Genomic DNA, 20,045 nt, shown 5'->3' with positions numbered 1-20,045 from the left:
TGCGGTTCTATTGCAATACTATGGGTTCATCAGCTAATTTAGAGCAGAAGGTAAACTCGTCAGCTGTCGGTGACTTTTTTACAAAATCGCCAAGAAATTCCGATGACTGTATCGGGCCACACCCCCTACGCCAGCATGACCAAGGCGGAGCTTATCGAGGAGGTCGTCCGCCTCAACAGGGAAAACGCGATGCTGCGAAAGAGGCTTGCCATCTACAAGGAAATGAGATAAAAAGAGAGGGGGAGGGCGTCTAGCCCATGTTAAATACTGCCTGCACGGTCATCGTGACCTGCTGCTGTCCCGGAAGTATCGGGGTGGGGCTGGCTGCCTCAGCTGCAAAGTCCCTGTAGAAGACCGGGAAGTAGACGTCGTTGAGGCTTAGCGACTTGACGCCTATCACTTCCATGTCGACTGCCTCAGCTGCCTTGTCCGCGCGGCTCCTTGCGTTTGCGATTGCCTGGCTGATTAGGCTGTCGCGTATCTCCTGCTGCTTCTCCTGCGAGACAAAGAAGTACGCTCCGTTCACGTTGGTCGCGCCTGCCTCGACTGCCGCGTCAATAACGCTGCCCGCGTCAAAGCTTGCATCCACCGTGACTGTGACAGAGTTGCTTGCCTTGTAGCCCACTATCTCGTCCCTTGGAAGGCATTCCGGCGGTGGCGGGTAGATCATGATGCACACTTCGGGCTTTGTCGTGTTGTATATTGGGTAGACGCTGTAGTTGCTTGTTGACATCTGCTCGTCTGTTACCCCAAGTTCCCTAAGTGCCGCCAGGACCTTCTCCATGAGGTCGGCGTTTGCCGCCGCTGCCTCTGCCGCGGTCTTGCCGTCGGTCTCGACGCCTACAGTCACGCTGACTTTGTCAGGCTGGACGTCCACGCTTGCCGAGCCGTTGGTGCTGACAGTCGGATGTTCGGTGCTGTTCTGTTCTTGCTGCTGTTGTGCAGCAGCAGCCATTGATTGGCCGCCAACTATGGTGGCTGCCACGAGGCCGATTGCAAGTATCCCTGCAATCAGCGCAAAGTTGCGTCTGTTCATGTTCTGGTCTGACATGACGCCATATAGTATGCAGGGTGCCTACCTAAGCCTAGGTTTCAGAACGCATCCCGGAAATGTGTTCTACGTTCCAGAACGGCTGTTTTTTCGGCAGTTGGCGAGCATTTGTTTTATAGAAATTATAATCTGGATTGCAATAATTACAAAACCAGGCCGGGCAAGGGGCCCTGGAAGCACAATAATACGGCAGATGTCGAACTATGCCCGGAACGCTGAAACGGAGGCGCAAAAAGCGCTGTTCTAAAGTGTAGGATTAAGATAGCAAGTCTGGTTAATAAGACCAGTAGGAGTCAGTGGAGAGGATGGCAAAGTTCCCGATGTACGGCATGGCCGGCGTGGGCATCGCGGCGGCGGTAGGCTTTGTGCTTATCTTGAGTTCAATCAGCAGTAACATACCCGTCGACAGGGTGACCACTACGGGCGGCCCCTCGGGCCCGACAGGCCCGATAACGTTTGTCTCGGCTGGCACGCAGGAGCTGAAAAAGTTCTCCTCTGTGCAAGAGCTTACCACGTTTCTTGCAAGCATCGAGGGAAGCCGCGAGGCGCTCCTTACCCTGTCAGGAGGGGCCGCTTTCGAGAGAATGACAGTTACTCTGACAGATGGCGACTCGCAAAAGACCCAGGGGCCTACCATGGCTCCAGAGGCACCTACCGGGGCTGTCACTCAAAGCTCTGAAGTGCAGGACTACTCTACCACCAACGTCCAGGTCGCAGGGGTCGACGAGCCGGACTTTGTCAAAAACGACGGCAAGTACGCCTACATCCTGTCAGGCGACAGGTTGACCATTGCAGAAGTCTATCCTGCAGAGTCCGCAAAGGTGGTCGCAAAGGTCGGCCTTGACATCCAGCAGGGCCAGTACCTGCAGAACATGTTCCTGAACGGCGACACGCTTGTGGTGTTCTACCAAGAGTACGCGCAGGAAGATATCATCCCGCAGTACGACATCATCCCGCAGCCAGTCTACACGCCAAAGACCCATGTCCTGATACTTGACGTGGCTGACCGGTCAGACCCCCGGGTCTCCAAGAACTACGTCGTCACAGGCGCGTACTCGAACGCCCGGATGATAGGCGACTACGTGTATCTCGTGACTACAAGCGACCTTTACAACTACCGCCAGCCGCTTTTGCCAAAGGTTGCAGAAGCAGGCGCAACTGTAGTCATGCCTGATATCTACTACTTTGACAACCCCGAGCCGTACTACAACTTTAACACAGTGACCTCCGTCAACATCAAGAGCGCAGACGACGCCATCAACTCGCAGACCTTCATGATGAACCCCGCGTCGACGCTGTACGTGTCGGAGAACAACATCTACATCGCCTACCAGAAATACCTGCCCTACTACGATGTGGCAAACCGCGAGCGCTTCTTTGAAGCAATAATGCCGCTCCTGCCGCAGGACGTGCAGGAGCAGATAAGGTCGATTGACTCCGACCAGTCGCTTGGCGAGTCGCAAAAGTGGGACAGGATAGCCACCGTGATACAGGACATGTACAATCGCATGGGCGAGCAGGAAAAGGCGGCGTTCATAGACAGGGTGCAGAAGGCGCTTTCAGACTATGACGAGCGTGTGCAGAAAGAGTCGCACAGGACGGTCCTTCACAAGATCGCGATAGGCTCTGCCGGCGAGATAAGCTACTCTGCAAGAGGGGAAGTTCCTGGCAGGCTCTTGAACCAGTTCTCGATGGACGAGCGGGGCGACAGGTTCAGGGTTGCAACGACTGTGGAATACTACTCGCGCTATACCTCGGGCCTCTACAACAACGTCTACGTGCTTGACGCAGGCATGCAGGTGGTGGGCAAGCTGGAACAGATAGCGCCCGACGAGTCGATATACTCGGCGCGCTTTATCGGCGACAGGCTCTACCTCGTGACGTTCCAGCGCATAGACCCGTTCTTTGTGATAGACCTGTCTACCGACCAGCCAAAGATACTTGGCGAGCTAAAGCTGCCGGGGTATTCAAGCTACCTGCACCCGTACGACGAGGACCATATCATAGGGATTGGCAAGGACACGAAAGAAAACGAGTTTGGCGGGGTCCAGACGACAGGCGTCAAAGTCGCACTGTTTGACGTGTCAGACGTCGCAAACCCGCGGCTTGTGGACGACTATTTGATAGGCAACGCCGGCACCGACTCTGAAGTGCTCTGGGACCACAAGGCGCTCCTGTTTGACAGGGAAAAAGACGTGCTTTCAATACCGGTAACCTCGTACGACGAGGTGTCAACCGAGGGCGACAGGTACATCCAGCCAAAGGTCTGGCGCGGGTTCTACGTCTTTGGCACAAGCCCCGACGCCGGCTTTACGCTGAAAGGCACCGTAGAGCACTCCACTTCAGGCGACTACTACTATTACGGCATACAGGGAAGCAGGTCGTTTTACATCGGCGACGTCCTGTACACGCTGTCGCTTGGAAACATGCTGAAGATGAACGACATAAACACGCTTGCAGCAATAAACGAGCTGCAAGTCGGAAGCACTGGAGGCGTCATACCGTACCCGGAGCCCGTGGAGCCTCTACCTAGGTGACCTGGCTTTTCTGCGCGCCTTTTTTGGCCTCGGCGCCCTGCTGTTCTGGGGCCTGCTTTCCCTGCCCAAGTTTTTGATAGCCTCTACACAGCACTGCTTTATCTCGTCCCTGACGCTTACCTGCAGGACCTCCTCGAGAACAGGGAGCGCGTCCCTGCCAAGAGACCCAAGCTCCCGGACTGCCCTCATCTGGCCCTCCACGCTTGAGGCCCACTTGGCGTCCTCCTTCAGCTGGTGCAGCCTGTCTTGGTCTGCTAGCACGGCGTAATATTGGCGCCGGCTGTTAAAAGACTTGCTCCACGTAATTTCCGTTGGTGCCCCGGACGGAAAATGATTTTAGATAGCCCCTCATACCCAAGCTGATGTCTACAGAAGGGGACTCGGGGATGCCGGCAGCTTCTGAAGCCGGCGTTTATGAAACGACACAGCAAACGACCACAAGCGAGCCTGCAACACCTTTGCCGGAAGTAGTTCCGACAAACGCGGAGGCCATGGCGGCCCAGGCCCTCTCAAAGATAAAGAAACAGGCCCAGCAGATAGAAAAGACGAGCAAGGCGGTAGCCCAGCTAGCGGCGTCTGTGAAAAAGGCGCAGAATGGGCTTGCCGCGCACGAAAAGCAGCAGAGCCAGCAGCTAAGGAGGCTCAGCTCGCAGGTGGCGCAGCTGCAAAAGCAGGTCGCAAAGGCCAGAAGCGCTGGCAAGAAAAAGTCAGCCGGCAAGAAAAGGAAGGCCAGACCAAAGAAGCGCTAGGCGCTTTCCACCATCTTTTCTATATTTTTAAAAAAAGGGAAAGGGGCTTTTGCCCTATTCCACCACGACTGCGCCGGTCATCCAGGGATGGAGGACGCAGATGTAGTTGTAGGTGCCCTGCTCCTCGAACTTGGCGCTGAAGGTGCTTATCTCCGGGAAGCCCGGCGGGGTCATGCCTTCCGGCCAGATAAAGCCCGAGTTGACGTACTTTTCTGTGCCGTCAAGCGTATAGTCGCCGTTGGGGGGCAGATAGGTCGCCGTCCCGTCTGATGACACGACCGCCGCGCTGATTGACCTTGCGTTTGCAGCGACTATCACGGTCTGGCCGTCAGGACCCGGCAGCGTTACGGGTTCTGCGTTTTCGCCCGGCGTCAGCGGCTCGAACCCTTCGACGTTCTTTGCAACGTACGCTGTCTCAAAGTTTGCCCACTGGGCCTCGTCAAACACGAACGTGACTGTGTGCGGCTCTGCGATGTTGCTTGGGTTGTACCAGACGACGGTCTCGCCTGCCTTTATGTGCGCCGTCTGCGGGAAGAACGCCGTGAGCGGCGCAGTCGGCCCGCCGGCCCCTGCCCTGACCTTGAATACCCCGTCTTTGTAGTCCATGAACTTGCGGTTTTCGCCCACAGTCATGGCCGTGCTTTGTCCCTGCGCTGCCATGACTGCAGTGACCGTGCTTGCGGCAAGTACGGCACCCGCGGCTATGGCTAGCGCAATGATGATGTGACTCCTCATGGATGTGGCATCAATCGGTTGTATAGAAAAACCTAGCGCTTGAGGGTCGCGTTTTTTATCTCGCTCAAAAAGCCGAGGAACGTTATTGGATGCTCCTTGCCGCACTTGGAGCAGACAAGCATGCCTGACTGGGCGTTGCTTCCGCCTATCACGCGGTCAGTGTACTCGATGAACCTGCCGCAGTCGCACTTGATCTTCTTTATGGCCACGCCGCCTCTGTAAGAGGCGCCGCCGTATTATATCCTTGCCGTCACCTGCCTGCGCGCATCCGCGTGTCGTATGCCTCTATTACCTTCTGCAGGGCGTCGTCCTCTTCTTTTACTGCGTCCAGGAACTCGTCGAGGTAGCCGTACTCCTTTATCCTGCCTACTGTCTCTGCAAAGTCACGGTTGTGCTCCTGCTCCATCCTCTCCACCTCCTTTGCAAGGCCCGGGTCGGCGGCGGACTTGACAAGCGTCTGCTGGATGAGCAGGCGGTTGTACCTGCTTGAAGCAAAATACCTGCGGTACAGGTTCATGCGCTCCTGGTGGCCGGCCTTCTTCAGGTCTGCAAGGGCCGGCAGGCGAAAAATCATCATCGTTATCCGGCGGGCTTGGGCCGGATAAAAACACGGCGCCTGCCCGTGGATAGTATATAAAGATAGAAGGTTCCGTTCGGTGCCCTTTACTATCCTCTCATGCAATAATAGTTGTCTTCAAGACCAACCCTACAAGCCGGGGTGGCTCCGGGGATCCGCATTATCCCCGGCCACCCCGTGGTTACATACGGGTCTGGCTGGAGGAATAGAGAAAATGGGTCGGTCTGCATCTGCTGGTTCTGGAACTGTCTTCAACGTGCCAGAATCTGCAGGCGGGCGCTTTGCAGAGCGCGTCTTTTTCCTTCTGTGCAACTCGTGCTACTGGTGCGCCTCTGGAATGGGCGGGCACGCCATAAAGAACTGCCCTGCATGCAACCGCCTGTTAGAGCCGCTGCAAGTTGAAGCCGGCGAGCTTTTCAGGTTTGACTACCGCCAACGTCGCGGCGTAAGGCTTGATTTTCGGCGGGCATAAGCGCGACTACGCCTTGCGCCGCCTGAAATACCAGTAGCCTAGGACCACGGCACCTGCGACTGCTGCAAAGAGCGAGTAGACGTACGAGTTGGTGATGATAAAGCAGTCTTGCTCCATCTGCTCGAGCACGTCGGGCGGAAACGCGGACCTGTCGACCCTTGCCAGCTGCGTCAGGCACGACGCGCCCTGGATATTGAGCAAGACCGCGGCGACGCCGCCAGCCAGAAGCAATGCAGAGCCGGCCACAAGGTACTTCATTTCTTACCGTACGTGCCGGACCTTATCTGCCTTATTATGTCAAGCACGTCGTCGGCGTCCTCTGCCTCTGGGTCGACTTCAAGGTACATGTTCAGCGCGCTTGCTGCCTCGTCGGACAGTCCCTTCTTCAAAAGCACAATCCCCCTGTCCCTGATTGCGTCCGGGTTGTACTGATCAATTGCAAGCACCATCTCGTTTGCAAGCTCGTACTTGTCCATGTCCTGTGACTCGTAGTAGCTGCCCTTCAGGTTGTTGAGCAGGCGGATGACTGCCTGCGACGCGGTGGTCTTTTCCACAAACGCCCTTGTGAGCGATATCTGCCTGCCGGGATACGAGCGCTCAAGCAGCGCCTTGAGCGCATAGTCGTCCATTATCCTGCCGCCGTTGAACGGGTCTATCACTATCTCGCCGTTGCCCCCTTCCATCACATGCTTGAGCAAAAAGTGCGACGGGAAATTTATTGGCAAAAGCTGAAAGTCGAGCGCGCCGGCGACGCGCATGTAGAGTATGCAAAGCGTGATGGGTATGCCAGTCTTGCGCTCCATGACGACATTGAGGTAGCTGTTGAGCGGGTTGTAATAGTCGTCCGTGTTTGGCCTGAACTTCTGGGTCTCAAACAGGTAGCTGTTGATGTGCTCAATCACCTGGGTCGGCCTGCGCGGGGTTGCCAGCTTTTTCTTGGCAGACTCTGCCGCCTGCCTCCCCATGTCGTCCACCTTTCTTAGCGCGTCGTTCACGTCAAGGTCGGGGTATGCAAGGATCCTCGCAGCGTGCAGGGCAAACCTTGCCAGGTCGTCGGTCCTGTCTGCTATCACGTCGTCGACTACGCTTCTCTTCCAGTCGCTGACGAGCTCCTCTGGCTTTGGCAAGGCTCACTTACTGGACACGCAGAGTATATTTATTTCTGACCTGCCTCGTCCGCCTCGCAGGGCATGATATCATAAAATTGAATAATCATGATAATAAGGCGACATGGCTAGCTTAAGATAATTATTGGTTGCATAGATCAAATCAATCTATCTGCAAGTCTACAGAAAATATGCCTAATACTTTTATTCACAGCTCCCACGGTGCTCCTATGGTCAAAATGAAGAGAGCTAACCTCTTCCTTATGCTGGCCATTGCAGCGGTGCTTGCAGGAACTATCAGCATTGCCCCGGCGTACGCATACAACTCCAAGACAATGCCTGACGACCCTGCGGTAAAGTACCACTCGTGGCAGACAGACGAAGAAGGCAACTTTTTGCTGGATGAAGACGGAGCCTTGATTGCAGCAGAGATCAACAGCGGAGACAACGCATGGATGCTGACCTCGTCGGCCCTCGTGCTGATGATGACTCCTGCAGGTCTTGCGTTCTTTTACGGAGGCCTTGCGAGGCGTAAGAACAGCGTCAACGTGCTCCACATGGTGTTCGTCACCACAGGCTTGGTGGGAATCCAGTGGGTGCTCTTTGGGTACAGCCTTTCTTTCGGTCCCGACGCCGGCTACGGCTTTATCGGCACCCTGGAATGGGCAGGACTGCAGAACGTGCTGCACGACGCGCCTTCTGATGTCTACACCCTGACAATACCGCACCAGACACTGATGATATTCCAGATGATGTTCGCCATCATCACACCCGCACTGATAGTTGCATCGCTTGCAGAGAGGATGAAATTCAGCGCATTCCTCATCTTCGTGATCCTCTGGACTACGTTTGTCTATGACTTTGCCGCCCACTGGACGTGGTCGCTCGGTTCCAACGGCACGGCGCTTGGTTGGACGGGCGAACTGGGCTCGCTTGACTTTGCAGGCGGAACAGTCATCCACATCACCTCAGGCTGGGCAGGACTTGTAGTCGCGCTGATGCTTGGACGCAGGCTCGGGTACGGCAAGATCCCGATGGAACCGCACAACGTCGGAATGGTGGTCATGGGAGCTGCCCTGCTCTGGGTCGGCTGGTTCGGCTTCAACGCAGGTTCGGCAGGTGACGCAAGCAACGCGGCAACAGGAGCGTTTGTCGCCACCCAGGTTGCAACAGGCACCGCGGCTCTCACGTGGTCGCTCATTTCGTGGGCGCACACAGGCAGGGCCTCGACTGTCGGCGCCGCGTCTGGCGCAGTTGCAGGGCTCGTGGCAATCACGCCTGCGGCAGGCTTCGTGTCGCCAATGTCTGCCATCATAATTGGCGTCATTGCGTCGATTGTCTGCTACGCGGCGGTTGCCTTCAAGAACAAGCGCAAGTGGGACGACGCGCTGGACACATGGGGCGTTCACGGAATCGGCGGTCTTGCTGGCGCACTTCTCACCGGCATCTTCTCCGAGAGCAGGTACTCGTGGGGTGACCAGGGCCTTGCCTTTGGCAACCCTGCGCAGCTCTACGAGAACGCAGTCGGTGCGTTTGCAGCGCTTGCATGGGCAATGGGTATCACTGCCATCATCATCAAGGTGATGGACGCAGTGTGGCCCGGCGGAATCCGCGTCACGCCAAAAGAGGAAGAAGTCGGCCTCGACCTGGCGCAGCACGGCGAACGCGCCTACGCGATGGACTAGGCCTAAAGCCTGTCCCCTCTTTTTCCTTTTTCATTTTTTTGACACCACAACGCTTAATATTTCTGCTACCGTGGCAGTCTATATGCTCAGGGCCTTGCTAGGTGCGCCGGCGGCAGCCATTCTTGTCACTTACTCGTGGCTCTATCAGAACGTCGCAAGCCCTGTTGGCGCCTTTGCAAAGGACTTTGAGTTTGCCGCCATCTGCACTGTCACTGTCATCTTTATCATAGTGAGCACGGTGATAATGCTGAGGCAGGCTAGGAAGCTTCCCAAGTCGTATGCAGTCGAGATAATCGACGTCTATGGGCAGAAGGTGTCGATAGACGGCGTCAGGCAGGTCTTCCGCACCTACGATGCCGCAGAGTCGTACGCGCGCATGTACCGGCAGAGCTTCTCGCAGTACCGGTTCAAGGTAGTGGGCTCGCAAGAGCCTGCGAAAGGTTATTAGTCGAGCAAGGTTCGCTTCCCCGCATGGACCTGAGCCAGTTCCTGACAAGCGCCAAGCCAAAGGTCTTTCTTGCGCCAAACACGTCTGACCAGGAGCTGATAGGCAGGGCAAAGGCCAGGCTGGCAGAAAACGGCATCAGGCCAGAAGTAATTGAGGTAAATTATGACATGCAGCTGCTTGACCCCGGCGACCTGTTTGTCAGCTACGATCCGCCCGACCTCGTGGTCAGGACAGTCTACGACAAAAAGCCAAGCGGTATTGTCAAGATGAAGAGCGTGGCGATGATAAAGCTCTAGCCCTCCATACTCCTTATCATTTCTATAATGCCTTCAAACGGCTGCTTGTTTTCCGTGCCGTCCTTCATCGACCGTACTGTAACCTTGCCCTCTGCCATGTCGCTTGCCGCGACTATTACTGCTATCGTGGCGTCCCTGCTTGCCGCGTCGTCAAGCTGCTTGCGCAGCGCCCGTCCGAGGATGTCATAGTCTGCCGGTATGCCGCTGTTGCGCAAAAGCGACGCCATCTCTAGCGCCCTGCCCTTCATGTCGTCGCTTGCGTACGCGACGTACACAAGCGGCCGGGCCTGCTTTGTTACCGCGCCGCGCTTTTGGAGCGCCATCAGGATGCGCTCTATCCCGCCGGCCGCGCCCGTAGCGCCGATGTCCTTGCGGCCAAACGCGTCTGTCAGCCTGTCGTACCTCCCTCCGCCCACGAGCGCGCCCCCGTCCGAGTTTGCGTCAAAGACCTCAAAGACCATGCCAGAATAGTAGTCAAGCCCGCGCACTATGCCGAGGTTCAGAAAGGCGTTGTCGACCTTCCTCGACTTGAGCGAGTCCATGAGCGACACGAGCCTGTCCCAGCCTTCGAGGTTCTGGATGTCTGCTGAAATGGTGGCATAGTCGACAGAGCCCTTTATCTGCGACAGGTCGAGCAGCGCCTGCAGCTTGATGGGGTCTACCGACTCTTTGTATTCTTCAATGACTGCCGGCGCGCCCTTTTTTGACACCTTGTCGACTGCCCGGAACATCTCTAGCACCTTTTCTTCTTCTGTTATGCCGAGTTTTTCCCTGATGAACTGCTCGATTACCTGCCTGTCGTTTACCTGAATTGACACTTCAAGGCCCAGCTTTTTGAAGAACGAGGCCACAAACTCTATAACTTCTGCGTCGGATTCCTGCGACTTGGGGCCGTAGACTTCGATGTCCCACTGGTGGAAATACCGATACCTGCCTGCCTGCGGCTCGTCGTAGCGCCACACGCCGGCAAACGACGCGAGCTTGACTGGCATCTTCAGGTCGCGTCTAAGCGCCACATACCTGGTGAGGCCAATGGTCAGGTCAAAGCGCAGGGCCACGTCGCGGTCGCCCTTGTCCTTGAACGCGTAAATCTCGTTTGAGATAGAAGCCCCGCTCTTTGCCTCTAGAGTCGACAAAAGCTCGATGGGCGTTGGCTCCATCATCTTGAAGTTGAAAAGGCGCGCGGTCTCGAAGAACCTGTCGCGCACATAGTTTATGCCGTCAAGGTCTTCGGGCTCGACGTCCCGCATCCCGCGGGGAAGCTCTATCTTCACACCTTCAACACAAGGTTGTCAGCATTTAGATTTTGCGTTAGGTAGTTATAGCAAACCGTGTGATCAGCCCTGATGGCCGGCGGCTACCGATTTCTGGAGCACATGACAGACGCTGTCATCGAGGCCTACGGCGAGACCCTGGAGGAGGCGTTTGAGCAGGCGGCTAAAGGCCTCAACGACACCATGATAGACCTGAAAGATGTCAGGCCGGACCGCGAGATCAGGATAGAGGCGGAAGGGCACGACCTGGAGTCGCTTTTGTTTGACTGGCTGGACAAGGTGATGCTCGTCCTTGTCGCAGACGGGATAGTGATGTCCGAGTTTTCTGTGAAAATCAGCAAGAAAGACGGCGGGTATTTGCTTGCCGGCGTTGCAAGGGGCGAGAAACTGGACCTGAAAAAGCACGCGTACAAGGTGGAGATAAAGGCAGTCACCTACCACGAGATGATGGTAAAGCAAGAGCGCGGCAGGACAACGGTGCGGTTTCTGCTCGATCTTTGAGAATCCTTATTAGCGCGTACCCTCCCCGCCTACCCGGACAGTAGGATGACTGAAGAAAAGATAAACGTCGTAGGCATCAACGTGCTGAAGCAGAACGGGGCAAACGTGGACGAGATACTGAAGCAGCTGATATACAACGCGTCGGTAGAGTTCACCGCGTACTATTACTTTACAAACCTGCGCGCGCACTGCACCACGCTTGAAGGCGAGGGTCTAAAGGGTGTCATAGAGGACGCGCGCCTTGAAGACCTGAGCCATTTCGAGTCGTGCATACAGCGCATCTATGAACTGGGCGGTTCACTGCCAGACGACGCAATGGAGTTTGTGCGCATGTCAGGCTGCGAGTTCCTGCAATTACCAAAGCCGACGCCGACTGACCACAAAGAGATAATGAAAAAGTGCCTGGCGGCAGAACAGGGTGCAATCGTGAACTGGAACAAGATGTGCAACCTCACTTTAGGAAAGGACCCGTCCACGTACGAGATTGCCAAGGACATCCTGAAGGAGGAGATAGAGCACGAGTCGTGGTTCCTTGAATTGCTGTACGGCCGCCCGTCGGGCCACATGCGCCGGAAATACGCCGGCGAGCGTCCGCACACGCACAAGCACTCTAGGGCTCTGTCGCAGCTCTAGGCCTCTTTTTCTGCCTTTTTCACAAAGATATAGTTCATGACAAAGGCAGCGATGAGCGCGCCGATTATGGGGCCTGCCCAGTACACCCAGTGAAAGTCCCAGTAGCCTGACACGAGCGCAGGCCCAAACGTCCTTGCAGGGTTCATGCTTGCACCGGTCAGCGGGACGCCTACTAGGTGGAGCAGAAATATCATGCCGCCGATTGCAATGCCTGCAAAGCCGGGCGCCGCCTTTTTGTGGACTGCCACCATGTATATCGTAGTCATAAGGAAGAAGGTCAGTATCACCTCAACTGCAAACGCCGCGCCGGCGCTGCCTTCCAAGAATTCGCTCGGCCCGCCCTGTACGCCATAGTTGACCTCGCTCGCAAAAGTCGGGATGATGGCTGCAAGCGTCGCAGACGCCAGGACCGCGCCTATCAGCTGGAAGGCGATGTACGGCCCGCCGTCTTTGGGGCTCATCCTCTTTGTAGCCATCATGGCTATGGTCACAGCAGGGTTGATGTGCGTGCCTGACACGTGGCCGAACACGTAGACCATGAGGCCTATCACTGCGCCGTGCGCAAACGAGATTATGAGGAGGGCGTCCGGCCCCATGCCGAGGTCAAACATCGCTATCGCTATTGTGATTGCAAGCGGTCCAAAGAAGACCAGCGCATAAGTTCCGATGGCTTCAGCAAGCCATGCTCTTGGGTTTACCACAGCCCCTAAGCCAGAATAAGTCTATATAAAATAATCGACCTTTCTTCTCATAGCAATTCGAGAAAGGCCCTGCAAAGTCTGATGGCGCGTTTTGCGTCCTTTATGGCCTCGGCCTTTGTGTTTCCTTGCCCCCTTGCCTGCGGGATCTCTGGGCAGTAGCCGACGTAGAACTTGCCGTCTTTTTTCACAGCAATATTGTATTCTCTTTTCGCCACGGTATCACTTGAAGCATCTGCTTATAAGAAAATTACTTCTTTTTAGGCCGACATGGCAAGATGTTGCCACAAGTGACGATGAGGACTGCCCCTGTGTTTTTGTGGAATATATTCCAACCCACGCTCAAAATATTCCAATCCCGGAATATCATTCCGCTAGCCGAACCACTTTTCAAGCGACTGGCTCCTGCTGTCCTGGGCCTTCTGCAGCCTGTCAAGCGTGCCTGCAACCCTGTCTGTAGAGAAACTTTTCTGCACGCACAAATAGTCAAGCACCTTTTCCCTGTCGACAGCTCCAAAGTCAATCCTGTCTATCTTGGGTACTTCCGGCTTCAAGAAAATGTCGCGTATTTCCTGGTACGGTACTTCCTGCAGCTGGTCCTTTACCTTGGCGACGTTTTCAAGTTTGCCACTTTCTTTTATCAGCTTGAGCGCGGTCTTGGGGCCAATGCCGGAAAACCCGCCGGGGTTAAAGTCGGTGCCTATCAGTATGCCGACGTCGACCAGCTGCTCGTGCGAAAGGCCGGTCTCCTTCAAGACGTTGTCGTGCTCTATCATCTCCGGCTCGACGTCCACGTACGCGTTGCGGTTTGGCACCTTGCGCCGGCCGCTGACTGCAAGGTTGCGCACGAGCCTTTTTGCGCCAAACAGTATCGAGTCATAGTCCTGGCTTGCAGCAGCGTATGCAAGGTCTGCCTTTGTCAGGTGCGCGGCCGCAGCCTCGCCGTCTGCAGGCGCCTGTACGTGCGGTATGCCAAGCGCCGCCAAAAGTCTCTTCGATTCTTCCACCATGCTTTCAGTCAGAACAGAGGTGCGCTTGCCGTACTTCACCGCGTCTTCCATCCTGCCCTCTTCAAGCGCCTGGCTGTACTGTTTCATCGCTTCCTGCTTGACCTGCTGTCTGCGCTCTACCTCCTGGGTCTTGAGCGCGTGCATCTTGCCGTCAAAGACGTAAACTGGCTTGATGTTCTCCACAAGCAGGTTGACGTTGCGATAGAAAAGGCCGCTCAGGTGGCTCGTTATCTCGCCTTTTCCGTTCATGAGGGGCTCTCCCGTCGGACCTCTTATCGTGGCAAGGAACTGGTAGATTGCGTTAAAAGCGTCGATTGCCACAACCTTGCCTGACAGCTCGGCAAGCTTGATAGGCTGCGCCGTCACAAGCGGCTTTAGGTCAAGCCCCATACGCAGTACTTGGAAAAAGCAAATCTAATATGTTTACTGCCGGTAGTTGCGGAGCGTCTGGGCTATCCAGCCGACGTCCTCCTTGCTCTTTGCAAGCCTGCCGAGCTTTATGCAGTCGCGGATGTCCCTCGACTTCAATCTGTTCCACACCGCGTCCGCTATTGCCCCTGCAACTTCGGCTGAAACGCCGTCCCTGCCAAGGATGTGGGTGCACACCTCTGAAAAACTGCCAAAGGAGTAGGGCTTGAAGTGGAGCACCATGAACCTTGAAAGAAGCGGCGTCAGCATCCTCTCGGTGCCGTTGCTCGTCGCAAACACCCACGTTTTCAGCTGCGTGTTGCGTGTCTTCTGGAACTTGGTCTCTGCAAGTATCCCTGTCTCCATGAGGCTCAAGAGCGCGGTCTGGTCCTTTGCAGGCATGTGCTCTATCTCGTCGACTACCAGATACCGGGGCCTCTTCTCGAAAAGGTAGTCTATCATCCCGGATTTCGTACTGTGGCTTCCGAGAGTGAAAAACGAGCGCTCTAGCTTCATGCACTCCAGCATGAAAAGCGTTTTTGCAGACGCCGGTGGCCCGACGAGGAGTATGTGCACCGGCCTTTCTGACGCAAGCGACATCTTGAACAGTCGCTTCACGTCGTCGTAGCCCACTATGCTCTCAAACAAAGGCTCGCTTGCTGTGGAGCCTTCGACGCGCTGCTTGACATCCTCTATGCGCAGGTCCTCTGCCACTTGTCTGTGTTCGCGCCGTGCGGTATTAGCGGTTCCTGCTAAACATAGGTGCCAACAGGCTCTAATTTTCTAGACCCGAGTATCAGGCGGAAGGAAACGAGCGTATGGCGGCAAGGACGCTCTCGCTCAGCTTCAGCGTGAACGCGGAAGCATCGTCTGACGACATCTTTGATAATTCTTCAAGAAACTGGGTCTTGTCCCGCCCTCGCTCGTACATCCCGCCTGACTCTTTGATGCACAGCGGGAATTTCTGCATCTTTATTCCCTTTGAGTTCAGGTGCCGTATGAACCTGCGGTACGCGTCTGCGTCGTACCACTCTCTCTTTTGCTCCTCGCAGTAGGCTATCCACACGTCTATGGTGTTCTGGAAGAACGCCTTTTCACGCAGCTGTTCTAGCGTCATGCTAAAAGTCGGCGCGCCTCATCTTTGAGCCGCACCTGGGGCAGGCGCCGCCCTTGAACTTGTGGCCGCAAGCGATGCACACGTAGCTGATGCCGCTGCCTCCGCCCAGCATGCCACCAAACCCGCCTCCCTGCCCTCCCATGCCCATCCGGGCCATCGCGCGCCGGCGGACGATGTACGAGATTCCGAGGAACACGGCTATTATGGGAATGAGCGTGAAGAAGCCGAGGTATGGCCAGAGCAGGAAGTTCAGCGCTATGCTTATCGCAAGCGAGACCATTATCCACATCATTGACTGGGCCATCCAGTTCATTTGTTGTGTTTACTTGTCAAGTTTCTTTTATTAAGTTTTCCAACCCGGTTCCGGAAAGAGCTTAAAAGCGCGGGTGTGCTACCTGCCGCGTGCTCAGGGCGCAGGCTCAGCCTTCGATATTTCTGCTCTGCGAGTCGTGCCACTGGTGCGCGACGTTCCTTGACAAGACAAAGGTCAAGGACAGGTGCCTAATCTGCACGGGCGCGTCGCTGTCAAGCTTTCCCATCATGCCCGACGAGTCGTTCACGCTTGGATTTGACGACAAGCGCGGCCTTGAAATGGACTTTGGCCGGCGCAGGAAATGATCAGGTTTCTATTGTGACTTCAAGTTTGTTGCCTTCCCTGTCCCAGGCGCCTATAGTCTCGTCCTCGTAGGGAAAGCTGATTATGACAGAGACTAGGCCGAAAAAGTGGTTCAGGTCCTCAAGCGACGGCCTGTTGGACGCGCCGGGGTGGGAATGCGCCGTGCCGATGTATGCGCCGTCCAGTGGGAGGTCGTAGAGCGAAAAGCCCGAGTAAAACGGCCCGTTTGCAGAAAAAGGCGGGATTACAAGACCGTCGATGGTCACGACGTTGTCCTTCTTTTTCCCCTGCAAAATCAAGATGGCCTCGTTTGGGTGCCACGTCTTGGCAAAACTGATGATGCCGTCGGCTGCCTCGCGCGTGATTACTATGCGCCGCTTCGGCCTCTCGCCTTTCTTCTTGAACACTGCAACAATTTTTGTTCACTTTGATATTTTAACATTGCAAACCAAATGGATAATAAGCAGAACATCCTAGGTGGAGCTGACGATGACGCCGCGATGCTGCTGAGGAAAATAGAAAACAAGATTATAGTCAGGAGGGGCGAGGTCGGAAACGACAGGGACGGGACCCCTCTTCTGATAAACTACAGGGGTGAGGCCTACCGCGTCAACGACACCGCAATTTCTCTTTGGCATCTCTGCAACGGCATAACTTTTGACGACCTTTTGCTTGAAGTCATGCGCATTTCATCCGGCGACGAGGACGACGTGAGGGAGTCGCTTGAAGAAATGGTCTGGCAGTTCCACAAGATTTCAGTCGTGGAAATGAAGGACGAGCTCAGCGCTGCCCACAGATCTGGAACGCGAACATAAAGTAGCCTGCAACCTTTCCGGCGCGCCTGTACGGGTAAAAGTTGCCCCACTCTTTTGGAGCAAGCTCGTGCTTTAGCTCCCTTGCGTCTGATTTTTCCATCGACACTTTTGCAAGCCTCTCGCCAAGTATAGCAGACCACGGAAGCTGCGGCATCGAGTCCTTCTTGTTGACGATTATTGCCACCACGCGGTTTGGGTTCTCCCTGTCAAGGACCACGGAATACGTGCAGTCGTCCTTTTCGCCAAACGGGTCTGCGACTCCCTGCGTGAACGGATCAATCTGGACAAACTCGCGCAGGCGGTCCCTGAGCGAGTCGGCAAGGCCCGAAGCTATGGCAAGGTCTGTTATCGTCAGTTTCTTTACTTCCTCGACTGTCGGCGGCCTGGTGGATGTCGCAAGCACGGTATTGCTCTTGAGGCCTTGATTATATAATTTTTGAGCCTGCAACAAAGGCATAAATTGCAACACCTAAGCAGACTTGATGCTGAGGTACCCAAGCTAGGTAAGTCGTCCTAGACCCTGAACGGGGTCAGCCTCGAGATCTAACGCAGACGTGCTAGCTGATGTCCTTCGGGACTCGTGGGTTCGAGTCCCACCCTCAGCGCTTTTTACAATACCGTTAAAAATCCCCGCGGCTTTGCACACTTGTGGCAAAGGCGCCGGACTCGCTTGAAAAGATATCCGCCGAAGTCGTAGGCTGCCCGCTCTGCAAGCTTGCAAGGACAAGAAAAAACGCGGTGCCCGGTGAGGGTCAGCTTGCAGCCAAAATAATGTTTGTCGGCGAGGCGCCCGGGAGAAGCGAGGACGACAAGGGCCGGCCTTTTGTCGGCGCGGCCGGCAAAATATTGGACGAGATGCTTGCAAAGGCCGGCATACAGCGCTCGCAGGTGTTCATAACAAACGTCGTGAAGTGCAGGCCGCCAAACAACCGGGTGCCTGAAGACGACGAGGTTGCTGCCTGCATGCCCTACCTTGACAGACAGATAGCGCTGATAAGGCCGCGTATAATCTGCATACTTGGCAGGACCGCCTACTCGTCGCTTCTTGGCGGGAGCTCGATAACTGCAAACAGGGGCAAGGTCATCGAAAAGGCGGGCCAGAAATATTTCCTCACCATCCATCCCGCGGCTGCGATATACAACAAGAGCATGCTCTCGCTCCTCGAGGCGGACCTGAAAAAGCTGGCAAAGGAAGTGCAAAAAGTGGAAGGAGGCGGCGCTTCGCTGGAGGATTTTATGTGATGCTGCCCGGCTCGTTTTACCAGAGGAGGACGGAGGAAGTGGCGCGCGACCTTGTAGGGATGGTCCTTGCGCGCACCATTTCACTTGGCAACAAAAAGCACAGGCTTGCCGGCGTTATAGTAGAGACAGAAGCGTACGGCCACGCCGACGACGAGGCAAGCCACGCGTGCCGGGGAATGACTGAAAGAAACGCCGTCATGTTCGGGCCGGTCGGCAGGGCATACGTCTACTTTACCTACGGCAACCACTTTTGCGTCAACGTCTCTGCGAGGTCGCCCGACGCGCCAGCAGGCGCAGTCCTGATACGCGGCATAGAGCCTGTGGAAGGAATCGACATCATGAAAAAGCTGCGCAGAGTCGACGACATGCGTCTGCTTTCATCCGGCCCGGGCAGGCTAACGCAGGCACTTGGCATAACGCGCGCCCAGAACGGGGCGGACATGACTGACCGCGGATCGGAACTGCGGATAGAAAAGGGCGTGCCGCGGGAGGCAATGGCCACGACGCGGGTCGGGATAACCAAAGCAGCAGATAGGCCCTGGCGGTTTGCCGACCCCTCAAGCACGTACGTTTCGCGCAGGGTTGCGGCCGTTGGCCGGCAAGTAAAATAGAGCTCTTTGACCGGTTTTTTACGCAATCCTGACAGGCATGGCCGGTGAATTGATTGGCCACATACAACCTTGTTATGGACGACGACAGGCTGGACCTGAAGCCGGGGGTCCTGTTCAAGATGTATGGCGACATGGACGCGCAGGCAAGGCAGCTGGCAGACGCCGGTATCCGGCACGAGCTTCGAATATCGAGGGATGGCAGGATAAAGACGCGGTTCTACATTGCCGTGTCTGACAGGATGGCGCCGCACCTGCTGTCGGCTGTACAAAAGCAGGCAGAGTCTGAGTCCGGCATCGGCCTGAAGACGTATCTGCACAGGCTTGAGGAGCAACTGATGGCGCAGATGTTTGCCGGCGCAAGCGACCAGATAAACGTCAGGTTCGGCTAGGGGCGCGCTCTATCGACGACGCGTACTCTTTTTCTATTGCAGAAAGGAGCTTTTTGCCAGTTATCCTGCCCCTCGACTTTATCATGGCAGCTATCGACGAGCCGCCTGCTCCTACTCCTTCTTTCACGAACCCCTGGGCAAACGCCCTGAGGCCCGGCTTTTTTGATTCTTCAAAATGCAGGTCGCACGAAAGTATCGGCACGCCGGGCGCAACAGCCCTTACAAGCCCTGCAAGGTCTGCCGACTGGTCGCCGGCAACATATTTGGTTGTTCCGACGCACACGTTTTTCAACGGCACCTCAAGCGACTTTAATACGGCAAGCACCGGGGCCATCTGCGTGCCGCCTGCAAGCATCACCTTTGCGCCGGCCATGACTGCGCCGGCTGCGATGCCTGCGACTGACGGCATCATAGGGTCGCCGACCAGCGCGACTGCCGCAAGCGCGCCTATTCCCTTTTTGGGCTTTGAGCGGGAGATGGCCTGCGCCACCACCTTGTTTTTCAGCGCGTGCGGGTTGTCGGGCATGCTGCTGCTCACCTTTCCCCTGGCGTCGATTCCGATAGCAGTCAGCACGGCAAGCGCGGTCGTCGTGCCGCCGGGGATGCTCTCGCCTATCACTACGAGGTCTGACGCCTTTGCGAGTTGCAATCCAAGCACCTGGCCGTAGTCTATTGCCCTGTGCACGTCGCCTGCGCTCATGGCGTCCTCTGTCGAGATGTTGCCGCCCGGGATGAGGCCAAACGAGACTGCCGGGATGGCCGGCTTGACCTTTGTGCCTGCCTCTACTACCAAAAGCGGGATTTCTGCAAGTGCAAGCGCGGCGCGGGTTATCACAGCCGGCGTCGGCTTGCCGTCAGGTGTTGCAGGCACGCCGGGTATGCACCTGCAGCTGCCATAGTGCAAGAATTCTGCGTCTGCCGGCGACGTGAGCTTTACAAGCTCTGGGTTTGCGCCGGCGACTGTCAGGCCCGGGATTTCGCTTGTTGCGGTGTGCGATATGACGCACGCAAACGCCGGCCTTGACGACGAAAATCTGGCAAGGGCCTGCCTGCTTCCTGAAATGTCCGGGTACAA

General features: G+C 56.0%; 30 protein-coding genes and 1 tRNA gene. 14 read left to right on the top strand and 17 right to left on the bottom strand.

All coding sequences use genetic code 11. The features are described 5' to 3' along the window. Positions 1–250 precede the first annotated feature (250 nt). On the bottom strand, positions 251–1,051 hold the full coding sequence (locus HXY31_RS06955; protein ID WP_292641273.1) for an SIMPL domain-containing protein: 801 nt from the start codon (positions 1,049–1,051) through the stop codon (positions 251–253). 305 nt (positions 1,052–1,356) lie between these two features. Between HXY31_RS06955 and HXY31_RS06950 the strand changes: the two genes are divergently transcribed. Further along, positions 1,357–3,588 carry a beta-propeller domain-containing protein gene (locus HXY31_RS06950; protein ID WP_292641271.1) on the top strand — a complete coding sequence of 744 codons (2,232 nt, stop codon included), beginning with the start codon at positions 1,357–1,359 and terminating at the stop codon, positions 3,586–3,588. On the opposite strand, the gene HXY31_RS06945 is transcribed toward HXY31_RS06950, so the two are convergent. Beyond that, positions 3,577–3,849 carry a hypothetical protein gene (locus HXY31_RS06945; RefSeq protein WP_292641268.1) on the bottom strand — a complete coding sequence of 91 codons (273 nt, stop codon included), beginning with the start codon at positions 3,847–3,849 and terminating at the stop codon, positions 3,577–3,579. The genes HXY31_RS06950 and HXY31_RS06945 overlap by 12 nt on opposite strands. Before the next feature lie 101 nt (positions 3,850–3,950). On the opposite strand from HXY31_RS06945, the gene HXY31_RS06940 reads away from it, so the two are divergent. Next, entirely contained in the window at positions 3,951–4,337 is a 387-nt protein-coding gene (locus HXY31_RS06940; RefSeq protein ID WP_292641265.1) for a hypothetical protein, read from the top strand. A 54-nt stretch (positions 4,338–4,391) separates the two neighbouring features. Here the strand turns inward: HXY31_RS06940 and HXY31_RS06935 are convergent, their stop codons facing one another. Genes HXY31_RS06935 through HXY31_RS06925 form a run of 3 tightly spaced genes read right to left on the bottom strand, consistent with a single transcriptional unit; the run spans position 4,392 to position 5,649 of the window. Beyond that, positions 4,392–5,072 (bottom strand): hypothetical protein, encoded by a 681-nt coding sequence (locus tag HXY31_RS06935; RefSeq protein ID WP_292641262.1) that lies wholly within the window; start codon positions 5,070–5,072, stop codon positions 4,392–4,394. A 32-nt stretch (positions 5,073–5,104) separates the two neighbouring features. Then, positions 5,105–5,281, bottom strand: coding sequence for a hypothetical protein (locus tag HXY31_RS06930; protein ID WP_292641259.1), 177 nt, complete (start codon positions 5,279–5,281; stop codon positions 5,105–5,107). Between the two features lie 41 nt (positions 5,282–5,322). Then, complete coding sequence (locus tag HXY31_RS06925) at positions 5,323–5,649, bottom strand: hypothetical protein (RefSeq protein WP_292641256.1); 327 nt, start codon at positions 5,647–5,649, stop codon at positions 5,323–5,325. Positions 5,650–5,863: 214 nt separating this feature from the next. Between HXY31_RS06925 and HXY31_RS06920 the strand changes: the two genes are divergently transcribed. Continuing rightward, positions 5,864–6,121: a hypothetical protein gene (locus HXY31_RS06920; protein ID WP_292641254.1), complete on the top strand. Its 258-nt coding sequence runs from the start codon at positions 5,864–5,866 to the stop codon at positions 6,119–6,121. Between the two features lie 6 nt (positions 6,122–6,127). Here the strand turns inward: HXY31_RS06920 and HXY31_RS06915 are convergent, their stop codons facing one another. Both HXY31_RS06915 and HXY31_RS06910 read right to left on the bottom strand, forming a co-directional pair. Beyond that, on the bottom strand, positions 6,128–6,379 hold the full coding sequence (locus HXY31_RS06915) for a hypothetical protein (RefSeq protein WP_292641252.1): 252 nt from the start codon (positions 6,377–6,379) through the stop codon (positions 6,128–6,130). Continuing rightward, entirely contained in the window at positions 6,376–7,248 is an 873-nt protein-coding gene (locus tag HXY31_RS06910) for a SirB1 family protein (protein WP_292641250.1), read from the bottom strand. Before HXY31_RS06910 ends, HXY31_RS06915 begins: the two co-directional genes overlap by 4 nt. 209 nt (positions 7,249–7,457) lie before the next feature. On the opposite strand from HXY31_RS06910, the gene HXY31_RS06905 reads away from it, so the two are divergent. The 3 genes from HXY31_RS06905 (at position 7,458) to HXY31_RS06895 (ending at position 9,656) form a co-directional block, all read left to right on the top strand. After that, positions 7,458–8,912, top strand: coding sequence for an ammonium transporter (locus tag HXY31_RS06905; protein WP_292641248.1), 1,455 nt, complete (start codon positions 7,458–7,460; stop codon positions 8,910–8,912). 82 nt (positions 8,913–8,994) lie between these two features. Further along, positions 8,995–9,360 carry a hypothetical protein gene (locus tag HXY31_RS06900; RefSeq protein ID WP_292641246.1) on the top strand — a complete coding sequence of 122 codons (366 nt, stop codon included), beginning with the start codon at positions 8,995–8,997 and terminating at the stop codon, positions 9,358–9,360. Positions 9,361–9,383: 23 nt separating this feature from the next. Beyond that, positions 9,384–9,656 carry a hypothetical protein gene (locus tag HXY31_RS06895; RefSeq protein ID WP_292641243.1) on the top strand — a complete coding sequence of 91 codons (273 nt, stop codon included), beginning with the start codon at positions 9,384–9,386 and terminating at the stop codon, positions 9,654–9,656. Here HXY31_RS06895 and hisS read toward each other — a convergent pair. Further along, on the bottom strand, positions 9,653–10,930 hold the full coding sequence (gene hisS, locus HXY31_RS06890) for a histidine--tRNA ligase (RefSeq protein WP_292641240.1): 1,278 nt from the start codon (positions 10,928–10,930) through the stop codon (positions 9,653–9,655). The two genes, HXY31_RS06895 and hisS, sit on opposite strands and share 4 nt — an antisense overlap. Before the next feature lie 72 nt (positions 10,931–11,002). On the opposite strand from hisS, the gene HXY31_RS06885 reads away from it, so the two are divergent. Together HXY31_RS06885 and dps are read left to right on the top strand one after the other, a co-directional pair. After that, the gene (locus HXY31_RS06885) at positions 11,003–11,431 is read left to right on the top strand and encodes an archease (RefSeq protein WP_292641238.1); all 429 of its coding nucleotides are present in this window, start codon (positions 11,003–11,005) and stop codon (positions 11,429–11,431) included. A 45-nt stretch (positions 11,432–11,476) separates the two neighbouring features. Continuing rightward, positions 11,477–12,064: a DNA protection during starvation protein gene (gene dps / locus HXY31_RS06880; RefSeq protein ID WP_292641236.1), complete on the top strand. Its 588-nt coding sequence runs from the start codon at positions 11,477–11,479 to the stop codon at positions 12,062–12,064. Here the strand turns inward: dps and HXY31_RS06875 are convergent. The 6 genes from HXY31_RS06875 to HXY31_RS06850 form a co-directional block, all read right to left on the bottom strand. Beyond that, the gene (locus tag HXY31_RS06875) at positions 12,061–12,765 is read right to left on the bottom strand and encodes an MIP/aquaporin family protein (protein WP_292641234.1); all 705 of its coding nucleotides are present in this window, start codon (positions 12,763–12,765) and stop codon (positions 12,061–12,063) included. The genes dps and HXY31_RS06875 overlap by 4 nt on opposite strands. A gap of 47 nt (positions 12,766–12,812) precedes the next feature. Continuing rightward, positions 12,813–12,980 (bottom strand): type II toxin-antitoxin system HicB family antitoxin, encoded by a 168-nt coding sequence (locus HXY31_RS06870; protein ID WP_292641231.1) that lies wholly within the window; start codon positions 12,978–12,980, stop codon positions 12,813–12,815. Positions 12,981–13,136: 156 nt separating this feature from the next. Then, positions 13,137–14,162: a flap endonuclease-1 gene (gene fen, locus HXY31_RS06865; RefSeq protein WP_292641229.1), complete on the bottom strand. Its 1,026-nt coding sequence runs from the start codon at positions 14,160–14,162 to the stop codon at positions 13,137–13,139. A 33-nt stretch (positions 14,163–14,195) separates the two neighbouring features. Beyond that, positions 14,196–14,894 (bottom strand): hypothetical protein, encoded by a 699-nt coding sequence (locus tag HXY31_RS06860; RefSeq protein ID WP_292641227.1) that lies wholly within the window; start codon positions 14,892–14,894, stop codon positions 14,196–14,198. An 82-nt stretch (positions 14,895–14,976) separates the two neighbouring features. Next, positions 14,977–15,297, bottom strand: coding sequence for a hypothetical protein (locus HXY31_RS06855; RefSeq protein ID WP_292641224.1), 321 nt, complete (start codon positions 15,295–15,297; stop codon positions 14,977–14,979). Position 15,298: 1 nt separating this feature from the next. Next, on the bottom strand, positions 15,299–15,610 hold the full coding sequence (locus HXY31_RS06850; protein ID WP_292641222.1) for a hypothetical protein: 312 nt from the start codon (positions 15,608–15,610) through the stop codon (positions 15,299–15,301). Between the two features lie 89 nt (positions 15,611–15,699). On the opposite strand from HXY31_RS06850, the gene HXY31_RS06845 reads away from it, so the two are divergent. Next, complete coding sequence (locus HXY31_RS06845) at positions 15,700–15,915, top strand: hypothetical protein (protein WP_292641220.1); 216 nt, start codon at positions 15,700–15,702, stop codon at positions 15,913–15,915. Here the strand turns inward: HXY31_RS06845 and HXY31_RS06840 are convergent, their stop codons facing one another. Continuing rightward, the gene (locus tag HXY31_RS06840; RefSeq protein ID WP_292641218.1) at positions 15,916–16,320 is read right to left on the bottom strand and encodes a Mov34/MPN/PAD-1 family protein; all 405 of its coding nucleotides are present in this window, start codon (positions 16,318–16,320) and stop codon (positions 15,916–15,918) included. It lies immediately after the preceding gene. A gap of 45 nt (positions 16,321–16,365) precedes the next feature. Here HXY31_RS06840 and HXY31_RS06835 point away from each other — a divergent pair, with 45 nt between their 5' ends. After that, on the top strand, positions 16,366–16,728 hold the full coding sequence (locus HXY31_RS06835) for a hypothetical protein (protein WP_292641216.1): 363 nt from the start codon (positions 16,366–16,368) through the stop codon (positions 16,726–16,728). Here HXY31_RS06835 and HXY31_RS06830 read toward each other — a convergent pair. Then, positions 16,694–17,131, bottom strand: coding sequence for a hypothetical protein (locus HXY31_RS06830; RefSeq protein WP_292641213.1), 438 nt, complete (start codon positions 17,129–17,131; stop codon positions 16,694–16,696). The genes HXY31_RS06835 and HXY31_RS06830 overlap by 35 nt on opposite strands. Positions 17,132–17,212: 81 nt before the next feature. Between HXY31_RS06830 and HXY31_RS06825 the strand changes: the two genes are divergently transcribed. The 4 genes from HXY31_RS06825 (at position 17,213) to HXY31_RS06810 (ending at position 18,970) form a co-directional block, all read left to right on the top strand. After that, positions 17,213–17,333 (top strand) — tRNA-Ser (locus HXY31_RS06825). 43 nt (positions 17,334–17,376) lie between these two features. Further along, a complete protein-coding gene (locus HXY31_RS06820) occupies positions 17,377–17,970 on the top strand; it encodes a uracil-DNA glycosylase (RefSeq protein ID WP_292641211.1) in 594 nt (197 codons plus the stop codon). Beyond that, the gene (locus tag HXY31_RS06815) at positions 17,970–18,581 is read left to right on the top strand and encodes a DNA-3-methyladenine glycosylase (protein ID WP_292641329.1); all 612 of its coding nucleotides are present in this window, start codon (positions 17,970–17,972) and stop codon (positions 18,579–18,581) included. Before HXY31_RS06820 ends, HXY31_RS06815 begins: the two co-directional genes overlap by 1 nt. 53 nt (positions 18,582–18,634) lie before the next feature. Next, a complete protein-coding gene (locus HXY31_RS06810) occupies positions 18,635–18,970 on the top strand; it encodes a hypothetical protein (RefSeq protein ID WP_292641208.1) in 336 nt (111 codons plus the stop codon). Here the strand turns inward: HXY31_RS06810 and cobT are convergent. After that, positions 18,957–20,045: a nicotinate mononucleotide-dependent phosphoribosyltransferase CobT gene (cobT, locus tag HXY31_RS06805; RefSeq protein ID WP_292641206.1), complete on the bottom strand. Its 1,089-nt coding sequence runs from the start codon at positions 20,043–20,045 to the stop codon at positions 18,957–18,959. The genes HXY31_RS06810 and cobT overlap by 14 nt on opposite strands.

The sequence above is a fragment of the Nitrososphaera sp. genome (assembly GCF_013388945.1).
Classification (GTDB): Archaea; Thermoproteota; Nitrososphaeria; order Nitrososphaerales; family Nitrososphaeraceae; genus Nitrososphaera.
Note: the sequence above shows the minus strand (reverse complement) of the source record. Positions and strands in the feature narration are given on the sequence as shown.

Coding starts and splice junctions, on each gene's coding strand:
- HXY31_RS06955 (WP_292641273.1), bottom strand. CDS start 1,051: ATGTCAGACCAGAACATGAACAGACGCAACTTTGCGCTGATTGCAGGG.
- HXY31_RS06950 (WP_292641271.1), top strand. CDS start 1,357: ATGGCAAAGTTCCCGATGTACGGCATGGCCGGCGTGGGCATCGCGGCG.
- HXY31_RS06940 (WP_292641265.1), top strand. CDS start 3,951: ATGTCTACAGAAGGGGACTCGGGGATGCCGGCAGCTTCTGAAGCCGGC.
- HXY31_RS06935 (WP_292641262.1), bottom strand. CDS start 5,072: ATGAGGAGTCACATCATCATTGCGCTAGCCATAGCCGCGGGTGCCGTA.
- HXY31_RS06925 (WP_292641256.1), bottom strand. CDS start 5,649: ATGATGATTTTTCGCCTGCCGGCCCTTGCAGACCTGAAGAAGGCCGGC.
- HXY31_RS06920 (WP_292641254.1), top strand. CDS start 5,864: ATGGGTCGGTCTGCATCTGCTGGTTCTGGAACTGTCTTCAACGTGCCA.
- HXY31_RS06915 (WP_292641252.1), bottom strand. CDS start 6,379: ATGAAGTACCTTGTGGCCGGCTCTGCATTGCTTCTGGCTGGCGGCGTC.
- HXY31_RS06905 (WP_292641248.1), top strand. CDS start 7,458: ATGGTCAAAATGAAGAGAGCTAACCTCTTCCTTATGCTGGCCATTGCA.
- HXY31_RS06900 (WP_292641246.1), top strand. CDS start 8,995: ATGCTCAGGGCCTTGCTAGGTGCGCCGGCGGCAGCCATTCTTGTCACT.
- HXY31_RS06895 (WP_292641243.1), top strand. CDS start 9,384: ATGGACCTGAGCCAGTTCCTGACAAGCGCCAAGCCAAAGGTCTTTCTT.
- HXY31_RS06885 (WP_292641238.1), top strand. CDS start 11,003: ATGGCCGGCGGCTACCGATTTCTGGAGCACATGACAGACGCTGTCATC.
- dps (WP_292641236.1), top strand. CDS start 11,477: ATGACTGAAGAAAAGATAAACGTCGTAGGCATCAACGTGCTGAAGCAG.
- fen (WP_292641229.1), bottom strand. CDS start 14,162: ATGGGGCTTGACCTAAAGCCGCTTGTGACGGCGCAGCCTATCAAGCTT.
- HXY31_RS06855 (WP_292641224.1), bottom strand. CDS start 15,297: ATGACGCTAGAACAGCTGCGTGAAAAGGCGTTCTTCCAGAACACCATA.
- HXY31_RS06850 (WP_292641222.1), bottom strand. CDS start 15,610: ATGAACTGGATGGCCCAGTCAATGATGTGGATAATGGTCTCGCTTGCG.
- HXY31_RS06835 (WP_292641216.1), top strand. CDS start 16,366: ATGGATAATAAGCAGAACATCCTAGGTGGAGCTGACGATGACGCCGCG.
- HXY31_RS06815 (WP_292641329.1), top strand. CDS start 17,970: ATGCTGCCCGGCTCGTTTTACCAGAGGAGGACGGAGGAAGTGGCGCGC.